The organism is Carnobacteriaceae bacterium zg-C25 (assembly GCA_017945845.1).
GTDB lineage: Bacteria > Bacillota > Bacilli > Lactobacillales > Aerococcaceae > WM01.
Genome location: CP072828.1, coordinates 1264326 through 1288397, shown reverse-complemented (window position 1 = coordinate 1288397; position 24072 = coordinate 1264326). Strand labels below are relative to the sequence as shown.

The 24072-nt window shown below is 37.9% G+C and carries 20 protein-coding genes; 16 read left to right on the top strand and 4 right to left on the bottom strand.

Annotated features, from left to right (window positions below; all coding sequences use genetic code 11):
- Positions 1–311: 311 nt before the first annotated feature.
- Positions 312–788 carry an FUSC family protein gene (locus J7S27_06130; GenBank protein ID QTU82846.1) on the bottom strand — a complete coding sequence of 159 codons (477 nt, stop codon included), beginning with the start codon at positions 786–788 and terminating at the stop codon, positions 312–314.
- A 222-nt stretch (positions 789–1010) separates the two neighbouring features.
- Between J7S27_06130 and J7S27_06125 the strand changes: the two genes are divergently transcribed.
- Positions 1011–2285 carry a CapA family protein gene (locus J7S27_06125; GenBank protein QTU82845.1) on the top strand — a complete coding sequence of 425 codons (1275 nt, stop codon included), beginning with the start codon at positions 1011–1013 and terminating at the stop codon, positions 2283–2285.
- 371 nt (positions 2286–2656) lie between these two features.
- Here the strand turns inward: J7S27_06125 and J7S27_06120 are convergent, their stop codons facing one another.
- Positions 2657–3814: an AI-2E family transporter gene (locus J7S27_06120; GenBank protein ID QTU82844.1), complete on the bottom strand. Its 1158-nt coding sequence runs from the start codon at positions 3812–3814 to the stop codon at positions 2657–2659.
- Positions 3815–3967: 153 nt separating this feature from the next.
- On the opposite strand from J7S27_06120, the gene J7S27_06115 reads away from it, so the two are divergent.
- The 7 genes from J7S27_06115 (at position 3968) to clpB (ending at position 14668) form a co-directional block, all read left to right on the top strand.
- Positions 3968–4540 carry an aminoacyl-tRNA hydrolase gene (locus tag J7S27_06115; protein ID QTU82843.1) on the top strand — a complete coding sequence of 191 codons (573 nt, stop codon included), beginning with the start codon at positions 3968–3970 and terminating at the stop codon, positions 4538–4540.
- Positions 4527–8015: a transcription-repair coupling factor gene (gene mfd, locus J7S27_06110; GenBank protein ID QTU83625.1), complete on the top strand. Its 3489-nt coding sequence runs from the start codon at positions 4527–4529 to the stop codon at positions 8013–8015. The genes J7S27_06115 and mfd overlap by 14 nt, the downstream gene beginning before the upstream one ends.
- 265 nt (positions 8016–8280) lie before the next feature.
- Positions 8281–9207 carry a zinc ABC transporter substrate-binding protein gene (locus J7S27_06105; protein QTU82842.1) on the top strand — a complete coding sequence of 309 codons (927 nt, stop codon included), beginning with the start codon at positions 8281–8283 and terminating at the stop codon, positions 9205–9207.
- Positions 9208–9227: 20 nt separating this feature from the next.
- Positions 9228–9977, top strand: a complete 750-nt coding sequence (locus J7S27_06100) for a metal ABC transporter ATP-binding protein (GenBank protein QTU82841.1) — start codon at positions 9228–9230, stop codon at positions 9975–9977.
- Positions 9978–9981: 4 nt separating this feature from the next.
- Positions 9982–10848 carry a metal ABC transporter permease gene (locus J7S27_06095; protein ID QTU82840.1) on the top strand — a complete coding sequence of 289 codons (867 nt, stop codon included), beginning with the start codon at positions 9982–9984 and terminating at the stop codon, positions 10846–10848.
- Positions 10833–11666 carry a metal ABC transporter permease gene (locus J7S27_06090; GenBank protein QTU82839.1) on the top strand — a complete coding sequence of 278 codons (834 nt, stop codon included), beginning with the start codon at positions 10833–10835 and terminating at the stop codon, positions 11664–11666. The genes J7S27_06095 and J7S27_06090 overlap by 16 nt, the downstream gene beginning before the upstream one ends.
- A 404-nt stretch (positions 11667–12070) precedes the next feature.
- Positions 12071–14668 (top strand): ATP-dependent chaperone ClpB, encoded by a 2598-nt coding sequence (gene clpB / locus J7S27_06085; GenBank protein ID QTU82838.1) that lies wholly within the window; start codon positions 12071–12073, stop codon positions 14666–14668.
- Between the two features lie 40 nt (positions 14669–14708).
- Here clpB and J7S27_06080 read toward each other — a convergent pair whose 3' ends face one another.
- The gene (locus tag J7S27_06080) at positions 14709–15020 is read right to left on the bottom strand and encodes a hypothetical protein (GenBank protein ID QTU82837.1); all 312 of its coding nucleotides are present in this window, start codon (positions 15018–15020) and stop codon (positions 14709–14711) included.
- 35 nt (positions 15021–15055) lie between these two features.
- Positions 15056–15628: a GNAT family N-acetyltransferase gene (locus J7S27_06075; GenBank protein ID QTU82836.1), complete on the bottom strand. Its 573-nt coding sequence runs from the start codon at positions 15626–15628 to the stop codon at positions 15056–15058.
- Positions 15629–15705: 77 nt separating this feature from the next.
- Here J7S27_06075 and J7S27_06070 point away from each other — a divergent pair, with 77 nt between their 5' ends.
- The 8 genes from J7S27_06070 (at position 15706) to cysS (ending at position 24014) form a co-directional block, all read left to right on the top strand.
- A complete protein-coding gene (locus J7S27_06070) occupies positions 15706–16338 on the top strand; it encodes a CPBP family intramembrane metalloprotease (GenBank protein ID QTU82835.1) in 633 nt (210 codons plus the stop codon).
- Positions 16339–16351: 13 nt separating this feature from the next.
- Entirely contained in the window at positions 16352–17185 is an 834-nt protein-coding gene (locus J7S27_06065; GenBank protein ID QTU82834.1) for an energy-coupling factor transporter ATPase, read from the top strand.
- Positions 17155–18027, top strand: coding sequence for an energy-coupling factor transporter ATPase (locus J7S27_06060; GenBank protein ID QTU82833.1), 873 nt, complete (start codon positions 17155–17157; stop codon positions 18025–18027). The genes J7S27_06065 and J7S27_06060 overlap by 31 nt, the downstream gene beginning before the upstream one ends.
- Positions 18017–18808 carry an energy-coupling factor transporter transmembrane protein EcfT gene (locus J7S27_06055; GenBank protein QTU82832.1) on the top strand — a complete coding sequence of 264 codons (792 nt, stop codon included), beginning with the start codon at positions 18017–18019 and terminating at the stop codon, positions 18806–18808. Before J7S27_06060 ends, J7S27_06055 begins: the two co-directional genes overlap by 11 nt.
- 133 nt (positions 18809–18941) lie before the next feature.
- Positions 18942–19223 carry a membrane protein insertion efficiency factor YidD gene (yidD, locus tag J7S27_06050; protein QTU82831.1) on the top strand — a complete coding sequence of 94 codons (282 nt, stop codon included), beginning with the start codon at positions 18942–18944 and terminating at the stop codon, positions 19221–19223.
- A complete protein-coding gene (locus J7S27_06045; protein QTU82830.1) occupies positions 19207–19974 on the top strand; it encodes a hypothetical protein in 768 nt (255 codons plus the stop codon). Before yidD ends, J7S27_06045 begins: the two co-directional genes overlap by 17 nt.
- Positions 19955–22621 carry a YfhO family protein gene (locus J7S27_06040; GenBank protein ID QTU82829.1) on the top strand — a complete coding sequence of 889 codons (2667 nt, stop codon included), beginning with the start codon at positions 19955–19957 and terminating at the stop codon, positions 22619–22621. Before J7S27_06045 ends, J7S27_06040 begins: the two co-directional genes overlap by 20 nt.
- Positions 22605–24014: a cysteine--tRNA ligase gene (cysS, locus tag J7S27_06035; GenBank protein ID QTU82828.1), complete on the top strand. Its 1410-nt coding sequence runs from the start codon at positions 22605–22607 to the stop codon at positions 24012–24014. The genes J7S27_06040 and cysS overlap by 17 nt, the downstream gene beginning before the upstream one ends.
- The last annotated feature ends 58 nt before the right edge of the window (positions 24015–24072 follow it).

Genomic DNA, 24072 nt, shown 5'->3' with positions numbered 1-24072 from the left:
TTTTACCCGTTTATGACACAATTGACAACGATGGCGACATCAATTAATCGATTGACAGCGTAGCCAAAGGTTTTAGTAAATGGGGTGTTTTTTGTGTTCTTCATCAAAGCTCACACCATTTGATATAGAACCGTACGCTTATAATTTATTAGAGTGTATCATTTTTAGGGTTGGTAGCATAAGTTATCAACGTTATTTGGCATAGAGTTCCATTTTGAATACGTTTTATGAACTACCGTAAACTAAAAAGACTGTTGACAAAATAAATCTGTCAACAGTCTTAAGTTTATCAACAATATGTTGATGCACGGTTAATTTTTTTTGCCGGGCATAATAAAATTCACAACGATGGCGACGGCAGCGCCGATTGCTACGTCGATTAATCGGTTGGCAGCATAACCGAATGTTTCCGTAAAAGGTGTATTAAAGCAAATGATAAAAAAGGTAGAGACGCCTGTAATAATACCTTCGGGGTGTTTAGTTGCGTTACAAATGACAATGAGCAAAATGGTGCCTAGCGCGCCGATAGTGGCTTGCCATAAAATGTGAGAATCAACTTGCATTTGTACACTAATTGCAAGCATGGATACTAATACACCGACAAAAGTACCGATGAGTCGATGGACACTAAAATTTAATGTGCTAGCGTGGTCAGTTCGTAAACAATACACTGTGGCCAAGCAGGCTAGTACGGGTGTTTCTCGTTGTAATGAGTAAGTTAATAATAGACAAATGAATACGGAAAGGGCGGTTTTAAACGTACGCCAACCAATTTTAAAGTGATGCATGTTTTTCCTCCAAAAAGATAATTTTACTATAATGGAATCATTTTAAAAAATCAATGGGTCATTGTATCTTGAAGGACACGAAATGATGTTAAAAATAGTTTCAAAATTGCGATATGGATTATTCGTATGAAAATGAGATGATTTTAATTGATATAAAGGGCTTTGTTTGAAAAACATGCCTTTTTTTGAGACAATAAGCGTATTAAATACTAGGGGATTATTATGAGAAGAGAACAGGGGCGGCTTCAAAAAAGAAAGAGACAACAAAAACGAAAAAATATCATTCATTTTTCCGTAGTCATGGTGTTAGCAATAATTGTAGCATTTTTAGTATCACAATTAGTTGATTTGTCCGCGCCTTCAAGGCCGGTACAAACTAATGATAACAAGGTGTCTAATACAAATGAAACGAACACACCAAATCAACAAGTGCAAAAAGCACGGATTATGGCGAGTGGGGACATGTTGTATCATATACCTATTTATGAAAGTGCGTTACAGAGTGATGGAACATACGATTTTTCAAACAATTACAAGCAAATCAAATCCTTGATTTCATCGGCAGATTTGGCGTTGGGAGATTTTGAAGGAACGATTAATGAAGATTATCCATTAGGCGGGTATCCGTTATTTAACGCTCCAAAAGAAGTCGTATCTGCTATTAAAGATGCCGGATACGATGTGATTGATTTGGCACACAATCATATTTTAGACAGTGGATTGTCGGGTTTGAAAACGACGTATCAGGCGTTTGAATCTGCGGGATTACAACCGTTCGGAGTGAGTGTTGATGGTTCACGTGATATTTTGATTAAAGAAGTTAATGGCATTAAAATTGCTATTTTGGGATATGCTTACGGCTTTAACGGCTTGGAGGCACAACTCACTGATGCTGAATACCAAACACATTTACGTGATTTAAATGAACCCAAAATAAAAGAAGATTTAGAAAAAGCAGAAAAATTGGCTGATATTACGGTGGTGATGCCGCAAATGGGAATAGAGTATATGCTTTCTCCCACTAGCGAGCAACAACGTTTGTATCGTCAAATGATTGAGTGGGGAGCGGATATTATTTTTGGTGGGCACCCGCACGTTATGGAGCCGACTGAAATTATTCATAAAGACGGCGAACAGAAATTTATCATTTATTCGATGGGAAACTTGTTGTCGAATCAACGCGTGGAATCGATGGACGATACGGCTAATAAGGAATGGACTGAACGGGGTGTTATCGTTGAGGTTTCAGTTGAAAAGGCAAACGATCAAACGAAAATCAGTGACATTGTCTTGCATCCGACTTGGGTTTCAAGAGTAGCAATCCCGGGTAAAGTGCGTCAGAATGGTCTGCCTGCCTATGATTATCAAGTCGTGCTAGGTAAAAATTATTTAGAAGACGGAGAATATGTAGATAGTGTGGATTCAGAAACATTAGAACGTATTCGTCATGCATATCACGCTACATTAGAGTTTTTAAATTTACAATTTAAACGTTAACTAATCATAATCATTGTATAAAGTTATGAAACGTTGATATAACAACGTTTTGAGCAACTTGTCGGAATAATTGACAAGTTGCTTTTTTACGTTTGACCAAGACAGACCAAATGAAAGGTTAGTCGCCTTTTTAGTGCGATTTAGACGGATGACATAAGGTGCTAACTTTATTTGCTAAACAAAAAGGTCGTGAGACAATTTGTGTGAAATCATTTGCCATTTCCCCTATTTGATAAAAAAGAAAAAGGAGATTCTATTTTATTAAATGGTAGGGGCAATGGAATGTTATAAAATTAAAAAGGACAACTTTCAAAAATGATGCGTGCATCACTAGAATGGTTGTCCTTTTCATAATGGTTTAGATTGCATGACTAGTCATCATATGCTGATTTGCTTGATCCAAAATAATGGTTGTAGCGTTTTTTAAATTTATTAAATACAAATTCAACGAAAATACGCATAATGGCATAAATTGGAATACCAATAATCATACCGACAATACCCATTGTTGTACCGGCAGCCAATAACACAATAATAATCGTTAATGGGTGCATGTTTAAGTTTTTACCAATAATCAGTGGCCCTAAAATGTTACCGTCTAGCACTTGTCCGATTGCCCATACGATGAGAACACCAATCGTAATGAGTGTGGATTGTGTAATGGCAACGATAAGCGCTGGTATGAGCGCGATTAAAGCGCCAATGTATGGAATTAAACTCAACAATCCGGATAAGAACGCCAATACAAAGGCGTAGTTTAATCCGCAAATGGAGAAGGCGATGAAAAAGTAAACGCCAATCAGAAAACTGGTTAATAAACGACCTTTAATGTATCCCCCAACTTGTTGGTTGATTTTTCGAAATACCGTGTTGAGTTCGGAACGGTTATGATGAGGAAAAAGTTTTAAAAACGTATTTTTAAAACGGCGTCCGTCAATCAATAAGAAAAACAGAAAAATAGGGAATGTTAATAAGGCAATGACGACACTTGAAACCGCTGATAAAATAGCGGATAGCCCTTGTATTGTTGAACCTAGAGTGGATAAAAATTGATTCACAATATCGGATAAACTGTTACTTACAAATTCAATAATTTGATTGTAGTAAGATTGAAATTCATAAGTGGAACTGATACGTTGCAACACTTCTGAAAAGTTATTAATCATTGTCGGTAACGCTTGTGCGAAAGCGACGACTTGTTCGACGATTGTTGGAATGGCGATACCGATTAATAATAGGGCGATACTGAGTAAAATGAGGAGTGATAAACTAGCACCCAGAGAACGTGATACTTTAAAGGATTCTAATTTATCCACTAACGGTACAAACATATAATAAAAAACGATGGCTAAAATGAGTGGCGTTCCGATGGATGCCATCACGACAGCGATTGGTGAAAAGATGTACGAAATGGTACTAAGCAAATAGAGTGAAATGCTCAAAAGAACGAGCGCCACTAATCCGAACAGTAAATTGATGCCACCTAGAAATTCAATGAAAGGCGTTGTTTTTTTGTTTTGATGTTCCATAGAAAATAAATACCTCAACGTTTTGTTAGCCTAATTATAGCATACAAACATTGTCATGTCGTTCAAATTAACGTATAATGTGACAATAATAAAATGATAAAAAGGAAAGCAAGCGAACCTTGCTTTTTTGTGCGTATGCACGCTAGGAGATATATGGTAAAAATGATTGTGGGATTAGGGAATCCCGGAGAAAAATATCACGAAACAAAACACAATATTGGCTTTATGGTATTGGATGAATGGGCAAAACGTGAAGGTGTGACGTTTAATCATTCCAAACATAAAGGGTTATTCGCCGAACTTTTTATAAATGGTGAAAAAGTCCTTTTAGTCAAACCACAAACGTACATGAATTTATCGGGAGAATGTGTCAAACCGTTGATGGACTATTTCAAAATCGATAAAGACGATATGGTCGTTATTTATGACGATATGGATTTACCAATCGGCAAAATTCGTTTACGCCAAAAAGGTTCTGCGGGTGGGCACAATGGAATTAAAAGTTTAATTCAACACCTTGGTACGCAAGAATTTAATCGCGTACGCATGGGAATTGGGCGCCCATTAGAATTTGAAACGGTTATTCAGCACGTATTGTCTAAATTTTTAGGCATTTACAAAAATGATGTAGACGTGTCAATTGATAAAACGATTGATGCCATGAGCTATTTTGCTAAAACGAAGCAAGATAACGCCTTTTTAAATACGATGAATCACTTTAATTAATGGAGAAATTATGTCAACTGGATTAGAACAATTTAAAAAAGTTGGCTTACAGCAAGATGGACTCTTAGTGACTGGCTTAAGTGGCAGCGCTAAGGTTTTTGCTGTTTGTGAAACTTTACAACAAAAACGTGAAACGGTGGTGTACATTACCCCCAATATGTTATCAGCTACGCAAGCGTATGATGACTTTAATCAAATGGCGGGGGATTTACCCGTCATGTTATACCCTGTTGAAGAGAGTGTGTTTGCACAATATAGTGTGGCATCTCCGGAATTAAAAGCCCAACGTATTCAAGTGTTACATTTTTTATTGTCAAATGAACCCGGAATCGTCATTGTACCGCAAGCGGGTGTGACACAATTGTTGTCTCCCGTAGAAAATGTTAAAAAACATAACGTTCAGTTAAGCGTTGGCCAAGATTATGACGTTACCGCATTGCAACGTCAATTAATTGAGATGGGATACCATAAAGAAGCAATGGTGGAATCGCCGGGGCAATTTAGTGTGCGTGGTGGCATTGTCGATATTTATGAATTGTCTAGTGACACGCCGTTACGTATTGAGTTTTTTGATATTGAAATTGATTCCATTCGTCAATTTGATCCGCAAACACAAAAATCAATTCAAACGTTACAAGACGTTACCATTTTACCCGCTCGTGAAATTGTGTGGAATGCGGATTCCTTAAAGAAAGCTTCAACGCGGTTAAATACGGTAAAAGACACCGCCTTAACGAAAATAAAAGATGAACAAGTTGCATCTAGTTTAGATGTCTTTTTGACCCATCTAGCAACAAGATTGTCACTTGGCGAATTACCGGAAAATGTAGAGTTGTATACCGATATTTTATTTGAAAAACCAGCAACGTTATTAGATTATGCACCTAACAAAGCATTAATCATTATTGATGACTACGCCCGTATTATCGAACAAGATAAAGCGGAACAAATGGAAGTAGCAGAGTTTTTAACGCAAAAAGTAAACGATGCGATTGCTCTGCCAACACAGCGGTTAAAGAAAAGTATTAAAGAGGTATTATCGACAAACACTTTACGAAAAATATACTTATCCCATTTGTCAAAAGGGCTAGGCCGTTTAAAATTTTCACAAATTATTGAATGTGCCTACCGTAGCGTACCGCAATTTTTCTCACAAATGCCCTTAATTAAAACCGAATTGGAGCGGTTAGTCAAACAAGGCTACACCGTTACAATTCCGTTGAGTGATCATAAGCGGGTAGAAAAAGTAGCGGCTATTTTTGATGATTTTGGTATGTCACACGTACTGTCTGACTATACGCAGTTAACACCACAAACCATCAATTTAGTAGTGGGACCACTGCATAACGGGTTCGAATTGCCGCAAGATAAATTTGCGCTATTTACGGATCGAGAGTTATTTAACAAAGTGACAAAATCAGTGGCAAAACGCCAAAACTTAAATAATGCGGAACGGTTGAAAAGCTATTCGGAGTTATCCGTTGGTGATTATGTTGTGCATGTTTCGCATGGTGTGGGTCAATATAAAGGTATGGAGACGCTAGATATTAACGGCGTCAAACAAGATTACATGTCTATTGTGTATCAAGATGGTGCGAGTTTGTTTATTCCGGTAACACAAATTCACTTAGTACAAAAATATGTTGCTAGTGATGGAAAAGACCCGAAAGTGAATAAATTGGGTGGTACCGAATGGGCAAAAACGAAGAAAAAAGTCGCGAAAAAAATTGAAGATATTGCCGATGAGTTGATTGCGCTTTATGCCGAACGTGAAAAGCAAGTTGGTTTCGCTTTTTCAAAAGATGATACGCAACAAAGAGAGTTTGAAGAGTCGTTTGCCTATGCGGAAACGCCAGATCAGTTGCGCAGTGTTGCTGAAATTAAAAAGGATATGGAAAGTAACAAGCCAATGGATCGCTTGTTAGTTGGAGATGTCGGTTATGGTAAAACAGAAGTTGCCATTCGTGCGATGTTTAAAGCGGTACAAGATGGTAAACAAGTAGCACTTCTTGTACCCACAACCGTTTTAGCGCAACAACATTTTATGACGTTGCAACAACGTTTTGAAAATTACCCCGTTAATATTGGTTTATTAAGTCGTTTCCGTACGAAAAAGCAACAAGATGAAACGATTGAACGATTGAAAAAAGGAACGGTAGATATTGTTGTAGGTACACATCGTGTTGTTTCAAAAGACGTTGATTTCAAAGATTTAGGTTTGGTTGTCATTGACGAAGAACAACGATTCGGTGTTAAACATAAGGAACGTTTAAAACAACTGAAAACGCAAGTTGATGTGTTGACGCTAACCGCAACACCAATTCCGCGTACGTTACACATGTCCATGCTTGGTGTTCGCGATTTATCCGTTATTGAAACACCGCCGGCTAACCGCTTCCCCGTACAAACGTACGTTTTAGAACACAATTGGTCGCTTGTTAAAGATGGCATTGAGCGTGAATTGGCTCGAAATGGTCAAGTATTTTATTTACACAACCGCGTCGATACGATTACGAAAACGGCAGAAACGATTCGCAACCTTGTTCCCCAAGCACGCGTCGCACATGCACACGGGCAGATGAGCGAATTGGAACTTGAAAATGTACTCATGGATTTTATGAACGGTGTTTATGATGTGTTAGTGACAACTACCATTATTGAAACAGGTGTCGACCTGCCAAATGTCAACACGCTGTTTATTGAACACGCAGACCGCATGGGATTGTCGCAGTTGTATCAATTACGTGGTCGTGTCGGTCGTACCAATCGAATTGCGTACGCCTACTTTATGTATCAAGAAGACAAGGCAATGAGTGAAACAGGTGAGAAACGATTAGAAGCCATTAAAGAATTTACGCAACTTGGTGCCGGCTTTAAAATTGCCATGCGCGATTTATCGATTCGTGGTGCGGGTAATTTACTCGGGCAACAACAAAGTGGTTTTATTGATTCGGTTGGTTTTGACTTGTACTCGCAAATGTTGCAAGAGGCAGTTGAATTTAAAAAGACGGGTGTGCAAAAGGTAGAAAAATCAGTGGAAATTGATTTAGGGATAACGGCATACATTCCGTCTACATACGTTAGTGACGAACGCCAAAAAATTGATTTATACAAACGGATTCGTACCATTCAATCCGTAGAAGATTATCACAGTTTACAAGATGATTTTATTGATCGTTTTGGTGATTACCCGCAAGAAGTTGCCGATTTAATGGCGATTGGCATGATTAAATATTATGCCGAAAAACAAGGTGTTGAAAAAATTAAACGTTTAGGCAATGCCATTCGCGTGACGTACGATAAAGAAACATCTTCTCGTTTAACGGGGCCAAATATTTTTGAACAACTGTCTAAAACGAAGTTAAAGGCGAGTGTTGAACAAAATAATCAGCAATTCGTGATTCAGCTGACGGTCACTGGCATGGAAAGTTATGCCTATTTAGATGAATTGATGCGCTATTTGACCATAGATTAATCAAAATACAGGCGCTACAAAATTTAGTGAAAAATGACGTTTAAACAGTCAGTTATGATTAGCGTGTATACGGTGTGATCACCGTATGATTTTACAATAGCGTAAAGAAATATTTTCGTTTTTTGAATCCTGTTGAAAAGGTTGGAGTGTAGGCTCTAACCTTTTTTTCTTTTATTGCAAAAAAGTGTTGACACTTTTAAATTATTAATGTACACTACAATCACAGTTAAGCATACTTAACTTTTAGATATAGGAGGATAGATTTATGAAAAAAATATGGTTAATATTAGCAGGTGTGTTATTATTAGTAGGATGTACCACTCAAAATGCACCAGCTAACACATCAAATCAATCAACAAAGCCAAATGTAACTGTAACGACATCGTTTTTAAAAGATATGGTGAAGCAACTGGCAGGCGATGCGGTAACGGTAGAGTCGTTAATTCCGGCGGGAGAAGACCCACATTTATACATTGCTAAAGCAAGCGATTTGAAAAAATTACAAAATGCTAAATTAGTGTTGTATCATGGGTTACATTTTGAAGGAAAAATGGTAGACGCGTTAGAAAAATCAGGTACGGCGGTATCAAAAGAATTTCCAAAAGACCAATTGCAAACGTTAGACGAAGATGGCGAAGTTGTAACTGACCCACATTTCTGGTTTAATATTAAGTTATATAAACTAGCTGTAGAAACTGCAAGTAAAGAATTGGTGAAATTATTGCCGAATGAAGCAGATAAAATTAAAGCTAATACAACGGCATACTTGAAACAATTGGATGAATTAGATGCGTGGATTAAAGCAGAATTAGCAAAAATTCCAGAAGAAACACGTTATTTAATTACACCGCACGATGCATTTAATTACTTTTCAAAAGCATACGGTGTGAGTGTACACGCACCACAAGGTGTCAGCACGGACTCTGAAGTTGATAACAAAGCAATGATTGAAACCGTTGATTTAATTATTGCTAAAAAAGTTAAAGCCATTTTTGCTGAATCCACAACAAATCCTGAACGTATGGAAAAATTAAAAGCGGCGGTCGAAGCTAAAGGTGGTAGCGTAACGGTTGTTCGTGGAGACGGCGAAGAGTTATTGTCTGATTCATTAGCCCCAGAAGGCGAAAAGGGAGATACATACATCGAAATGTATAAACATAACATTAATTTAATGGTAAAATATTTAAAATAAACATTTAGGAGCAAGCAAACATGCAAGAAAGCGTTATTACGCTTGATGGCGTCAGCTTAGAATATGGAAGTGTTGTTGCACTTTCCGATGTTCACCTAGCGATTCCTAAAGGATCAAGAACGGCAGTTCTTGGTCCTAACGGAGCTGGGAAAAGTTCGTTAGTCAAAGCGATATTACAATTAGAAAAAATTAAATGTGGCAAAATCACATTAAATGGAAAACCGATTTCATTGAAACAAATTAGTCAAAAAGTTGCTTATGTCCCACAATCGTCTAATACGAATGTGCAATTTCCAGCAACCATTTTTGATATTGTTTTGATGGGACGTTTTGCGTTTAGCACACATTTTTTAAAACGACCAACTCAAGAAGATAAACAAATTGCTTTGAACGCTTTAGAACGCATGCAGTTGCTTGAATTGAAAGACAGACACATTACACAATTGTCTGGTGGGCAAAAGCAACGTGTTTTAATCGCGCGTGCTATCGCACAACAGGCAGATATTTACATTTTGGATGAGCCATTAGCAGGTGTGGACGTTGTCAGTGAGCAACTCATTATGGAAACGCTCAAAGAATTTCAACAAGAAGGCAAGACGTCGATCACAATTCACCACGATTTAAACACCGTTCAAAAATATTTTGATCACGTGGTTTGGATTAATCAAACGGTGATTGCCGACGGGTCGTTGGAAGACGTTTTTAATGCACAACTTTACCAACAAACGTACCACATTTCCACTGACACCATCTTTTTTAACGAGGGGTAGCGATATGTCGATTTTATTTGATTATTCATTTGTGACAGTCGCAATTGGCGCGTGTTTATTAGCGTTTTGTGGTGCTTTAGTTGGCTCTTTGAGTGTGTTGTCGAACCAAAGTTTAATTGGAGATACGCTTGCTCATGCATCATATCCCGGTGTCATTTTTGCGTACATGTTGACCCAAGATAGAGCGCCCATCATTTTAATGTGCGGCGCAATATTTTCTGGGTATGTATCGTATTATTTAGTGCATTATTTAACGGATAAATTAAACCATTCTTATACAAATGCATTGACCATTATATCGTCTAGTTTTTTTGGATTAGGGATGGTGTTAAATCAATTTCTGCAAGGGAATGCGCATTTTTCGAAAGCGGCACAAGCGGGATTGAAAAATTATTTGTTTGGACAAGCAGCCTTTATTCAAGAAGATGATATTTGGCTAATTGTTATTGTATCGTTTATAACCATTGCTATTTTTATCCGCTATTATGAATCGTTTTGTTTATATTTAAGTGATAAAACATTTGCCAAATTACAAGGTGTCAATGTTTCGCTAATGAAGCATTTAAGTACGTTTATGGTTGTTTTACTCATTAGTGTTGGTTTAAAAGTGGTAGGTGCAATTTTAATGAGTAGTTTCTTAGTTGCCCCTGCGGTAACGGGAATGTTGCCAAGCAAGCACTTTAAACAATCGTTAGTAATCGCTTCGATTACGGCGGTAGTAAGTGCATTTATTGGGACATATGCCAGTTCGACTGTCAAAGGGTTATCTACCGGACCAGCGATTATTATCGTAATGTCATTTATAGCGTTAGTCACTTTTGTATACCATACACGCCGTGAAAAAGGAGGTGGCACATGGAAGTCGCAATAATTTTGATTTTAACGGCACTCAATTGTCATTTAGTCGGACATATTTTAGTGATGCGTAATGAATCCATGATTGCTGATGCGTTGTCACATTCGATTTTATTAGGGATTGTATTAGGTTTTTTTACGGTAAGACAATTAAATTCGCCACTTTTAGTGGTGTTTGCAGCACTGTTTGGTGTGTTGACGATTTTATTGATTAGCCGATTAAATCAATCAGTTAAAATCAATCACGATACGGCGACGGGATTAGTATTTCCTTTGTTTTTTGCCATTGCCGTCATTTTAATTACAATGTATGCGAATAATGTACATTTGGATATGGATATGGTATTGATGGGGGAAATTATTTTTGCTCCACTATCGCGTATGGACGTTTTTGGGATTGATGTATCGGTAACGTTAGTGAAAGTATTGATAAACTTTATCGGTGTCATTATCTTTTTATGTGTGGCGTATCAACCGCTCAAGTTGTATTTAAGTAATCCAACACATGCCAAATTATCGGGTGTCAATACGTCGGTATTATCAATCAGTGTGATGTTATTAGTGGCTTTTACGACCGTCATGTCATTTGATTCAGTCGGTTCGATTAGTGTGATTGCATTTTTCGTTGCGCCGAGTTTATGTGTGTTGCATTATGTGAAGCATTATGGTGCATTTTTGTACTTAAGTAGTTTAGTGGCCATTATTGTTTCATTAATCGGGTATTATGTGGCGAGTGTATTTGATTTAACTGTAGCAGGAACGACAACAACGGTTGCGTTAGTAACAGTGCTTGTTTTACCAGCCATATTGAAACGTTTAAAAAGAAATGGATAAAGAAGATAATGCTGACAATTGTTGAGCATTCAGACTGTTGACACAGTAACGTGTTGGCAGTCTTTTTTCGTATCTCATGTTAAATTGTAGAACTTACGGCTCTATGTCAAAGGCTCATAAAGGTAGTGATTTAACAGATGTTAAGTCGCTATCTTTTCGTTTATGACTTTAGTCCGTCACGCACCGTAAGGTAAGTGACAAATGATTTTTGAGCCACAAAGTGATGTACACGATGTCTATATATAGACGGCTAATGTCATTAACTCTTTAAAACTTTTTTAGCACTCGTCAAAAAAGAGTGCTAAAAAAGTATTGACACTGCATTTGGAAAGTGTATAATTAGCACTATAAGGCACAGAGTGCTAATTATACAGAAGTTATGAAACAAGTGAGGTGTTGATAAGATGAATATAGAAAAATTAACAACGACAATGCAAGAATCCCTTGCCCAAGCGCAACAAATCGCGATTGTACGGCAACATCAAGAAATCGGGATTGCGCATTTATGGAAAGTATTTTTAACGCAAGGGCATTTTGTGCGTGGGTTATACGAAGAGTTGGGTGTTCATTTAACCGATTTAGAAGGCGTTGTCGATAAACAATTAGATAGTATTCCCGTAGTGAGCGGAAACAATATGCGGTATGGAGAAGCAATGAGTGCGTCGTTATTCCAATTGTTTGCTCATGCCAATGAAATTGCCAAAACATTCGGCGATGAATTTTTATCCACTGAAGTGTTTTTATTGGCGATATATGAACTGAAAAATGATGCGATAACCATGCATTTGCAACAATCACACCTAACAAAAGAGATGTTGCAAGAACGGATTGAAACGTTAAGAGGAGGGCAAAAAGTGATGTCACAAAATCAAGAACAACAGTATGAAGCGTTGAAAAAATATGGTGTCGATTTAACGCAAGCGGTGCGTGAAGGTAAAATGGATCCTGTTATTGGGCGCGATGAAGAAATTCGAGATGTGATTCGCATTTTGTCGCGAAAAACAAAAAATAACCCCGTATTAATTGGTGAGCCGGGTGTCGGTAAAACGGCTATTGTGGAAGGGTTAGCGCAACGTATTGTGCGTCGCGATGTGCCTGAAAATTTAAAAGATAAAACGTTGATGTCGCTAGATATGGGTGCTTTAATTGCGGGGGCAAAATATCGTGGTGAGTTTGAAGAACGTTTAAAAGCGGTGTTAAAAGAAGTGCAACAAGCTGATGGACAAATTATTTTGTTCATTGATGAGATGCATACCATTGTTGGTGCGGGTAAAACGGAAGGTAGCATGGACGCCGGAAACTTATTAAAACCGATGCTTGCACGTGGCGAGTTACGTTGTATTGGTGCGACGACATTAGATGAGTACCGCGAAAATGTTGAAAAAGATAAAGCGTTAGAACGTCGTTTCCAAAAGGTAATGGTCAACGAGCCAACCGTTGAAGATACGATTAGTATTTTACGTGGGTTAAAAGAGCGTTTTGAAATTCATCACGGGGTGAATATTCATGATAATGCGCTAGTGAGTGCGGCGGTGTTGTCCAACCGCTATATTACGGATCGATTTTTGCCGGATAAAGCGATTGATTTGGTTGATGAAGCGTGTGCGACGATTCGTGTGGAATTAAATTCGATGCCAACGGAATTAGATCAGGCAACACGTCGTTTAATGCAGTTAGAAATTGAAGAAGAAGCGTTGAAAAAAGAAACAGATGACGCGTCACAAAAACGATTAGTGACGTTACGTGAAGAATTAGCAAATTTACGTGAAGCTAGTACGGCGTTGAAATTGCAATGGGAAACAGAAAAAGAATCTTTAAGTGAATTGAGTAATAAACGTCAAGAATTAGAACGTGCTAAACATGATCTGGAAACGGCTGAAGGCGACTACGATTTAGAAAAAGCAGCCCGTTTACGTCACGGTTTAATTCCAGAATTAGAAGCGCAATTGAAAGTGTTAGAAAGTCGTTCATTAAACAATGACACCGAACGTTTAACACAAGAGGCGGTAACATCTGAACAAATTGCACAAGTCGTTGGTCGATTAACCGGTATTCCCGTAACACGTTTAGTACAAGGTGAACGCGAAAAATTATTACAACTATCTTCACGTTTACATGAACGTGTGATTGGTCAAGATGATGCGGTTCAACGTGTGAGTGATGCGGTGTTGCGTTCTCGTGCTGGATTACAAGATCCAAATAAACCGATTGGCTCATTCCTATTTTTAGGACCAACGGGTGTTGGTAAAACAGAGTTGGCTAAAGCGTTAGCGCAACAACTATTTGATAGCGACACACATATGGTTCGCATTGATATGAGTGAGTACATGGAAAAACATACGGTTTCTCGTTTAGTGGGAGCTCCTCCGGGGTATATTGGCTACGAAGAAGGTGGGCAATTAACCGAAGCGGTGCGTCGTAGTCCGTATACGATTGTGTTACTAGATGAAATTGAAAAAGCGCATCCCGATGTGTTTAATATTTTATTGCAAGTGCTTGATGATGGGCGCTTAACCGATTCTAAAGGACGTACGGTTGATTTTAAAAATACGGTGTTGATCATGACAAGTAATATTGGTTCGCATTTGTTGTTAGACGGATTGGATAGTAGTGGTCAATTGACACAAGTATCACAAGATGGTGTGAATGCACTATTAAAAGCACAGTTTAAACCAGAGTTTTTAAACCGTATTGATGACATTGTGATGTTTACACCGTTAAGTGAGCAATTTGTAAAAAGCATTGTGCATAAATTGGTAGCTGATTTAAACAAACGGTTACAACAACAAAATCTACTGTTGCAATTGAGTGATGAGGTGGTAGATTGGATTGTTGACAATGGATACGATGTCGCCTATGGTGCGCGTCCATTAAAACGCTTTATGACACATCATATTGAAACACCTTTAGCCCGTGAAGTGATAGCAGGACGTATTTCATCGCAAGCAACAATTCAAGGGTATTTGGAAAACGGAGAAATCGCGTTTAAAGTCATTGCATAAGTAACAAAAAACCTCACCGGATTCGGTGAGGTTTTACGATTTATTTTAAAGTAAAGCGAACAACGTAAAGGACGACTATAAACAATCCAAACCATATGTACTGATTATAGGTGTTGTCTTTGGTTTTTGTACGGTAGGTGATCGTTAGAGCGAATACGCTTAATGCTAAAAGTAAAAATACTGCTAGTCCAGCCACTGCTAAAGTGCCTAAAACAGAAAATAGTGGGTCGGGTGCTTTGACTTGTAATATAAACATAATGGCTATAAATAGTAGCCCAATAGCCCCTGATAATATAGCGAATTTAGATAATTTTTGTAGCAATTTACCGATTTTTTGTTTTTCAAATTCCATGATGACGTCCCCCTTTGTTGTACGACAAATGATTTTTAATTAAATGATACGCTTGTTCGTTGCATATGTCGATAGGTGTGGCCTAAAAATGTTGTAGAACAGACGTTTTTGTAGCCCATTTTTTGATAGAGTGCAAAAGCGTTATCGTTACCGTATTCACAATTTAATCCGATGATGGATTGTGAGGCATTAGCGTGCAAATAATTGAAAAAAGCTTTAGCGATGCCTTGACTACGATGTTGTGGAGCGACCACTAAACTATCTAAATACCATTCATCATCACAACTTTCACGTTCCATGTGTAATGGTGTGGTGTCTACATTCGGGAAACGTTTGCGAATATAATCGATGAGTTGTTTATCGTACGCAGGCTCTTTATGTCCGTCATAGCCATACAACACCCCAACAATCCGATGATTGATTTCGTAGACGAGTGCGTTACGATATGAGAATTTACTCTCGTCGCGTCGCATTAAATCGCACATGGTGTGTTTGAATGTTGCATCGTCTAAAAGTGTGAGTAGTGGGTGTGACATATCTTCCCAAATTATGCGAATGAGTGGGTAGATGCTAGAAATGTCGTCTAAAGTGGCGTGTCGAATGGTCATTACAATATTTTTCCTATATAAATTGGTCTAAAAGTGATATAATCTTTTCTGTATCATTATCGCATAAGGAGTAAAAAATGGCAAAAAGAAGATTTGTAGGACTAAGTATTATTGCGCTTTATATTTTAGGTTTAGAAATGTTTGGGAACATGGCATTTCACTCGTTTGGCTTTAGGGAAGATGTAGCTATTTTGTTTGCATCAAGTGCGGTAGTATTCTGTATTGTTGCCCTTTTAAAAGCAACTCATCTGGAGTTATTCAATTTTAGAAAAGTAAAAATAAAAAATATGTTGCTAGCAATTGGAATGGGGTACGCCTTAACGATTGTTGCCAATCTCATTATGCAATTATTGCCGAAAGTGGTGATGCGTAATCAAGCGTCAGTTGAACAATTATTACAAGGGTCAACTTTGTTAAACGGGGCAATGATTGTCATTGTTGTTGTGCCATTTTTAGAAGAAATTGTTTTTCGCGGGGTGTTTTTAAATTTATTGTTACCAAAACATCCTGTCATTGCCATTGTTTTATCTAGTGTACTTTTTGCTTTTGCGCACAGTGGAACGACTTTTACAGAGTTTGTGACCTATTTTTTACCAGGCATGATTTTAGGTTTTCTTGCATATTATTTTAAAGGGATTGAATATTCGTATGGGTATCATGCTTTTACAAATGCGTTAGGCTTTGTGGTAATCGCAGGTTTAGTCGGATAAGTGGAGTTTGAACATGATTGTAGTTAAAAATTTGAGTTACGCCTATAACAATGGCGAAGAAAAAGTAGAGGCACTACGTGATTTGTCGTTTACGATACCGAAAGGGCAGTGGGTTGCTGTGTGTGGTCATAACGGTTCGGGGAAATCAACGTTGGCTAAACTATTGGATGGTTTGTTAGAGGCGCGATCAGGTGTTATTGAAATTGATGGACTGACACTTTCACATGAGACGGTGTATGATGTGCGCAGTAAAATTGGAATGGTTTTTCAAAACCCAGATAACCAATTTGTTGGTGTGACCGTTGAAGATGATGTCGCGTTTGGTTTGGAAAATCAAGGTGTGGATCCAAAAGAAATGCAAGAAAAAATTGATAGTGCATTAGAATTAGTGAGCATGAAGCAATTTGCAGGTAAAGAGCCGTCACGTTTATCCGGTGGGCAAAAACAACGTGTCGCGATTGCTAGTGTGTTGGCACAACAACCAAAAATTATAATTTTAGATGAGGCGACGGCAATGCTTGACCCTAAAGGTAGACAACAAGTGTTACGTGTTGTGAAAGAACTAAAACAACAGTTTGATTTAACGGTATTGTCCATTACGCACGACATTGAAGAAGTGTTAATGGCAGATCGTGCCATTGTGTTACAAAAAGGAACGTTGCAATATGACGGCGATCCCAAAACACTATTTAGTGGACAATATGATGTTGATTTTCTTGGGTTAGCGAAACCGTATGAGCGCCAAATTTATGAATTGTTACAAGAAAAAGGTGTCGCATTACCAAAAGCGTACATGACAATGGAAGAGTTGGAGGAATGGCTATGTCAATCACTTTTGACCAAGTAAGTTACATTTATCAACCTAATACACCGTTTGAACATAAAAGTTTAAATGATGTGTCTTTGACGATTTCAGAAAAAGATTTTGTTGCGGTAGTGGGACATACGGGAAGTGGGAAATCGACATTAATTCAACATATGAATGCGCTATTAAAACCATCGCAAGGCGCAGTGAGTATTGATGCGTTTCAAATTACGCCCGAAACGAAAGATAAACAACTTAAACCGCTTCGTCAAAAAGTCGGCATTGTGTTTCAGTTTCCAGAAGCACAATTGTTTGAAGAAACGGTTTTAAAAGATGTTATGTTTGGCCCGCTAAATTTTGGAGATACACCCGAAATGGCGAAACAAAAGGCGATTGATGCTTTGCAGTTGGTCGGGATTGATGAAACATTATTCGAACGTTCGCCGTTTGAATTATCCGGTGGTCAAATGCGTCGCGTGGCGATTGCAGGGATTTTAGCCATTCAACCAGATGTTTTAGTGCTAGATGAACCAACCGCAGGATTGGATCCTAAAACCCGAGATTACATGATGAATTTATTTCATCGCCTACACCGTGAACGTGAATTAACGATTGTATTGGTAACGCACCAAATGAATGATGTGGTGACGTATGCCAATCGTGTGATATTGTTAAATCAAGGGAATTTAATGTTTGACGGTCCGGTTGATGCATTATTTGCCAATGAAGCGTTTTTGAAAGAACATCATATTGGTTTACCGCATTCGTTACAATTTGTGAAAAATTTAAAAGAAAAAGGGGTTCATTTTTCGAAAAACTACTACACGACGGAAACGTTGGTTGATGAACTCGTTTTACGCTTAGGAGGCGACAATGTTAGATAATGTTTTGTTAGGCCGCTTCTTACCGGGCGATTCGTTTGTCCACAAACTCGATTCGCGAGCGAAGTTATTATTTATTATGGCTTTTTTTGTGGTGGTGTTTTCTGCTAGCACACTTGCGGATTACGGCATTTTAGTGGTATTTTTATTAGTGTGCGTGTTGATGTCACGTATCACGCTAGGTTATTTTTTTCAAGGCATTAAGCCAATGATTTGGCTAATTTTATTTACAGCCTTTTTCCAAATTTTATTTGTGCAAACAGGTGAAGTGTATACGTCATTGTGGATTATTAAAGTAACGGATGAAGGGTTGTGGCAAGCGTTTATTGTCACGCTACGGTTTACCATTATTATTGGCATGTCGACTTTACTCACGTTGACCACTAATCCGTTAGGGTTAAGCGATGCGGTAGAAAGTTTATTATCTCCATTTCGTCGTTTTGGATTACCCGTACATGAAATTGCATTAATTTTATCCATTGCAATGCGATTTGTACCGACCATTTTAAACGAAGCAAGTACCATTATGAACGCACAGCGTTCTCGGGGTGTGGATTTTAATGAAGGTTCATTGCTTAAACGCATTAAAACGATTATTCCGATATTGATTCCACTATTTGCCAATGCCATTCGTCGAGCAGATGAATTGGCGAATGCCATGGAAGCTAGAGGGTATCAAGGTGGCGATACACGTACTAAATATCGTCAATTAAAATGGACATTTAATGACACGAGTGTGTTTGTCGTACTTGTTTTATTGTATGTTATACTCTATTTTACATAATGAATAACAGTGCTATCTTTGTTAAATTGCAAGGAACGGAAACAAAATTTTCTGTGACGTAACGCAATAAAAGATGGCACTTTTTGTTTGTGCTTGTGAAATGTGTGATATAATGAGCGTGGAGTGTACAAACATGAAAAAAATAATTAAAAAAGCTATAAAAGGCTATCAAAAATATATTTCACCGGCAACGCCACCAAGTTGTCGCTATGAACCGACGTGCTCACATTATGCTTTAGAAGCGGTCGAAAAACATGGTGCATTGAAAGGCAGTTTAATGGCGGTGGGAAGAATTTGTCGGTGTCATCCGTTTATTAAAGGCGGGGTAGATCCTGTTCCGGACTATTTTACGTTACGACGAAACACATTTAAACACGAAAAACAAGCGGAGGAAAGTCATGGGGAATCTGATTAAAGTCTGTCGCATGCGTTGGGAAATATACGTGATTCATGCTGCGTTAGCCATCATTACGGGAATGGTATGGTTTATATTTCACTACACTAAAGAATTTTTTTCAATGTATCAATCTGTAGCGCAAGTGCTTAATGTTTTGCAACTACTTTGTATTGTGTTGATTATTGGATTAGTTGTTATTGTGTGGTTACAACATCAAAAAGCAGGCGTATTTGCATTTTATGAAAATGGTGTACTCAATCAAAAAACAAATGTTTTTTATTTTTATCACGATATTATGACGTATAGCTTTATACCACAAAGTAATAAATCAGCCAATCAACTCTATTTTGAAACAGATGACGACAAAGAAGAAACGTTAAGCGCATTGTTAGATAAAGATGCCTTTCGCTTATTTCAAGAAGGGCATGCGCGTATTTGGGCAAAGTTTGTTGTGAAACAAATTGAAGCCAAACGTATCATTTCTTTTGATGTTGATGAAGATGTCACATCTTTTAAAATGAAAGTACATGGCAATGATGACGATAAAACATTGATTTTATCGCATGAAGGTATTATCTGTTACAATCAATTTTATCAATGGCACCAATTGTCACGATATGAATTTTCGTATTCAGGGATGTTGACCATAAAGGATACGGCACTTCAAACGGTGTTTATGGAACCGATTGTTAATATCGAACGATTTTATTTATTTATTCATGTGTTAGATCATTATATAAAGAGGGATTATGAACAAGCAATCAATTAGACAAATTTATATATTGTGTGCGGTGATACCATTAGCTATTATGATTGTCAACTTTATTATTTTGGGTATGTATCCATTTGGGAATACAACAGTTATGGCAATTGATTTTGCATCGCAATATATCGATTTGTTTGCTTATTTAAAACGCGCAGTATTATCACTAGACGTGGATAGCTTTTTTTATTCCTTTTCCAAATCGCTCGGTGGGGATATGGTCGGATTATGGGGGTACTATTTACTCAGTCCATTTAATTTGATTTATGTTATATTACCTTTTGAAGCGTTACGTATTTCGGCAACATTGACCATTTTGGCGCGATATAGTGCGATGGGATTAACATTTGGACATTTGCTCATTAAACGTTACAACGGTTTGCGTCACAAGCCATTATTGATTCCAATATTTGCAACGTTGTATGCGTTAAGTGGGTTTGCCATTGCGTATCAAATGAATCCACTATGGTACGATGCACTTGTTTTTTTACCACTCATTATCATTGGTGTAGAGCAAGTGATGGACGGGCGAAAAAATGTATATCATTACGTGCTTTTATTAGGTGCGATGATCATTATGCAATATTACATGGCATATATGATGTGTTTATTCATCATTTTATATGCATTGTTTTATGCCACACGTCTTTCTTTTGGAAATACGATTAAGCAAAAGCTAGTGAGTTATTTTAAACCGCTATTACGTTTAGCCATATGGTCGTTAGTAGCAGTAGGCATTAGCGCCATTATTTTATATCCAGTTGTGCAAAACTTGTTGATTACGAAAGGAACGTATACAGAAGTCGTTCGTTTTCAATGGGCATTTGAATTTAATCCGTTAGAAATTATTTCTAAATTGTTTATTGGTGCGTTTGATTATGACCAAATGCCAGCAGGTTTGCCAAATGTTTATGTTGGGGCAGTTGCCTTAATCGGTTTAATGCTCTATTTTTCAAATCAATCCATTCGAAAAAGCGAACGATTTGCTGCCTTTTTTGTGCTTTTGGTGTTTGTTTTATCGATGGTGCATGATTTTACGAATAAAATTTGGCATCTCGGTCAAACGCCGGCGTGGTTTTATCACCGTTTCACGTACTTAACCTGCTTTTTTATGGTGTTACTCGCCTATCGTGGTGTTGTCGGTCTGCAAAAACTATCCAAGCGCCGAATCATCGGTATTGTAGCCGTATTGTTAGGGCTTATGAGTAGCGCATTGACGCAGCAACATTCATTTATGACGCTACCACAACAACTGTTGTCAATGGCATTTTGGCTAGTGGCGTTACTGTTGCTGGTACAAATCTCTAAAGAAAGAGCGTTACCGTTAATACTTCTTTTTACGGTTGCAGAGTTAGGTGTGAATGCGAATATTGTCCAATCACGTATTGGGTATGCCCATGCTGGCTCGTTTTTAAATGCGTACTCTGTCCAAAAAGAAGTGATTGATAAAATTCGACCGGACAACACACAATTTTATCGCACTGCAAAACTGTTTAACCGCACTAAAAACGATCCGTTTATGTTTGATTTTCCGGGATTAACAAATTTCAGTTCGACGATGGAAGCCTCAACGCTCGATTTATTTGATTATTTTGGTGATGCCGGCGCAAATGCAGCGACGAATTATGGGAATGGAACGGCATTGACGGATGCGTTATTTAGTGTGAAATATATCGTACAAATGCGTAACTTGCCTGTGGATTTGCAAAATGATGAAAATATTTATGCGTTTACGCGAGAATCGACACGTAAAGATTTAAATGCGTATTATCACCCAACGTTTGAAAGCAGTCGATTACGCGTGTATCAAAACGATAATGTTTTACCGATTGGGTTTGCATCTAGTGATGCGTTAGTTAATTTGAGAATGGAGCGCAATGCGCCTGCGTATAATCAAAATCAAGTGTTAAATGCTTTACAGCCAAGTGATACAAAATATTTTGAGCAATTCGCCTTTTCAAATATTACACTCGATAATTTTGAAACAGACAATCCGAATAATTTAAGCAGTGTTGCTTTGAAGCGTATTGATAAGAATCGCAGTGCAACAATAACGTATCGCTTTACACCACAAACCAATGAAGCGTATTACATTTCTTTACCGGCAAGTACAAACCTAAGCAAAAATGATATTACGTTTGAATTGAACGGGCAAGTATATGAATATTATCGTACGTATGATCAACGACAATTGTTCAATGTCGCCTATGGCAATAAAGGAGAACCGATTGAATTTAAAATTTCAACGTCATCTTTAGACGAATTGACAATTTATAACGTGCAATTGTGGCGGTTGAATGAAGTGTTGACGCGTGAAGCGATTGCTAAAACGAAAGAAAATGGGTTAACTGTTACGCAATGGAGTGATAATCGTATCGAAGGGACGATTACATTGTCAAGCGAACAGACACATATGATGACAAGTATTCCGTATAGTCCGGGTTGGAAAGCGTATGTTGATGATAAAGAAGTCAACACACGACAAGTATGGAATAGTTTACTCGCTGTGCCAATGACGTCTGGTATGCACACTGTCAAACTGGTGTATACACCTGTTGGGTGGTGGATTGGCGTGAGTGTGACGGCAGCAAGTTTAGTCATTGTTGGCATTTATACAATATGGGAGAGAAGAAAAAATGATTCAATTTTATAATACATTAACCAATCAAAAAGAACCGTTTAAACCGTTAGTCGATGATCAAGTGAGCATGTACGTGTGTGGTCCAACGGTTTATAACTACATCCATATTGGTAATGCACGTAGTACGGTTGCGTTTGATGTTGTCCGTCGCTATTTAGAATATCGTGGCTTTACAGTCAATTACGTTTCTAATTTTACCGATGTAGATGATAAAATTATTCGTGCGGCAAACGAAATGGACATTTCACCACGTGAAGTGGCTGATCGATTTATTCACGCTTTTTATGAAGATACGGCGGCGTTAAACGTGAAAAAAGCGACACTTAACCCCCGCGTAATGGATAGTATTGATGACATTATCGCGTTTATTCAAGTGCTAATCGATAAAGGCTTTGCGTATGTGGTAGATGGCGATGTCTATTTTAAAACACGTCATTTTGAACAGTACGGTCAATTAAGTGGGCAATCGATTGATGATTTAATTGCCGGAGCAAGCCAACGGGTTGACGATGATACCGCACAAAAGCACGACCCATTAGATTTTGCGCTTTGGAAAAGGGCTAAAGAAAATGAAATTCATTGGCATTCTCCATGGGGATGTGGTCGTCCCGGCTGGCATATTGAATGTTCTGTAATGGCAACTAAATTTTTAGGCGACACCATTGATATTCATGCCGGTGGACACGATTTAACGTTTCCGCATCACGAAAATGAAATTGCACAATCCCAAGCAAAAACAGGTAAACCATTTGCAAACTATTGGTTGCATAATGGGTTTGTAACGTTTGATGGCGAAAAAATGAGTAAATCACTTGGTAATTTTGTGTTGGTGCATGATTTGATTCAACAAGTTGACCCTCAAGTTGTTCGCTTTTTACTTGCAACAGCCCATTATCGTAAACCGCTAGAATTTAAAGAAGATATTATTGCTGAAGCAACCGTTAATTTAGAGAAATTTAAAGCGACACTTCGACAAATTCAATTCCGTTTAAATACGGCGGTAACGGATATGTGTGTTAGTGATGAAACAATGTTAGAAACGATGCGTACACAGGAAAATGCTTTTAAAGAAGCCATGGACGATGACATTAATGCACCAAACGGCATGAAAGTGTTGTATGAATTATTGCGTGATATTAACGTCTACACACAACGTGAAACGGTTAACGCATCCGTTTTAGGTATTGTGAAAACGCGACTTTTAGCCATGTGCGATGTATTTGGTATGGTGTTAGAAGAGGAAGAAACATTATTAGATGAAGATATTGTTTCGTTAATTGAAGAACGGACTCAAGCGCGTTTAATTAAAGATTTTAAACGTAGTGATGAAATTCGTGATTACTTAAAATCACAAGGGATTATTTTAGACGATACACCACAAGGTACACGTTATAAACGAGTGTAGTGAGTGGTAAACAGATAGATAGTTGCAAAAGTGGCGGTTGATGATGCGTTGACGGTCA

Bases quoted from the DNA above. Each gene is read 5' to 3' on its own strand.
- J7S27_06045 (QTU82830.1), top strand. From the start codon at position 19,207: ATGGGGAATCTGATTAAAGTCTGTCGCATGCGTTGGGAAATATACGTG.
- J7S27_06095 (QTU82840.1), top strand. From the start codon at position 9,982: ATGTCGATTTTATTTGATTATTCATTTGTGACAGTCGCAATTGGCGCG.
- J7S27_06130 (QTU82846.1), bottom strand. From the start codon at position 788: ATGCATCACTTTAAAATTGGTTGGCGTACGTTTAAAACCGCCCTTTCC.
- yidD (QTU82831.1), top strand. From the start codon at position 18,942: ATGAAAAAAATAATTAAAAAAGCTATAAAAGGCTATCAAAAATATATT.
- J7S27_06120 (QTU82844.1), bottom strand. From the start codon at position 3,814: ATGGAACATCAAAACAAAAAAACAACGCCTTTCATTGAATTTCTAGGT.
- J7S27_06060 (QTU82833.1), top strand. From the start codon at position 17,155: ATGGCTATGTCAATCACTTTTGACCAAGTAAGTTACATTTATCAACCT.
- J7S27_06065 (QTU82834.1), top strand. From the start codon at position 16,352: ATGATTGTAGTTAAAAATTTGAGTTACGCCTATAACAATGGCGAAGAA.
- J7S27_06125 (QTU82845.1), top strand. From the start codon at position 1,011: ATGAGAAGAGAACAGGGGCGGCTTCAAAAAAGAAAGAGACAACAAAAA.
- J7S27_06055 (QTU82832.1), top strand. From the start codon at position 18,017: ATGTTAGATAATGTTTTGTTAGGCCGCTTCTTACCGGGCGATTCGTTT.
- J7S27_06040 (QTU82829.1), top strand. From the start codon at position 19,955: ATGAACAAGCAATCAATTAGACAAATTTATATATTGTGTGCGGTGATA.
- cysS (QTU82828.1), top strand. From the start codon at position 22,605: ATGATTCAATTTTATAATACATTAACCAATCAAAAAGAACCGTTTAAA.
- J7S27_06070 (QTU82835.1), top strand. From the start codon at position 15,706: ATGGCAAAAAGAAGATTTGTAGGACTAAGTATTATTGCGCTTTATATT.
- J7S27_06090 (QTU82839.1), top strand. From the start codon at position 10,833: ATGGAAGTCGCAATAATTTTGATTTTAACGGCACTCAATTGTCATTTA.
- J7S27_06115 (QTU82843.1), top strand. From the start codon at position 3,968: ATGGTAAAAATGATTGTGGGATTAGGGAATCCCGGAGAAAAATATCAC.
- clpB (QTU82838.1), top strand. From the start codon at position 12,071: ATGAATATAGAAAAATTAACAACGACAATGCAAGAATCCCTTGCCCAA.
- J7S27_06080 (QTU82837.1), bottom strand. From the start codon at position 15,020: ATGGAATTTGAAAAACAAAAAATCGGTAAATTGCTACAAAAATTATCT.
- J7S27_06105 (QTU82842.1), top strand. From the start codon at position 8,281: ATGAAAAAAATATGGTTAATATTAGCAGGTGTGTTATTATTAGTAGGA.
- J7S27_06075 (QTU82836.1), bottom strand. From the start codon at position 15,628: ATGACCATTCGACACGCCACTTTAGACGACATTTCTAGCATCTACCCA.
- J7S27_06100 (QTU82841.1), top strand. From the start codon at position 9,228: ATGCAAGAAAGCGTTATTACGCTTGATGGCGTCAGCTTAGAATATGGA.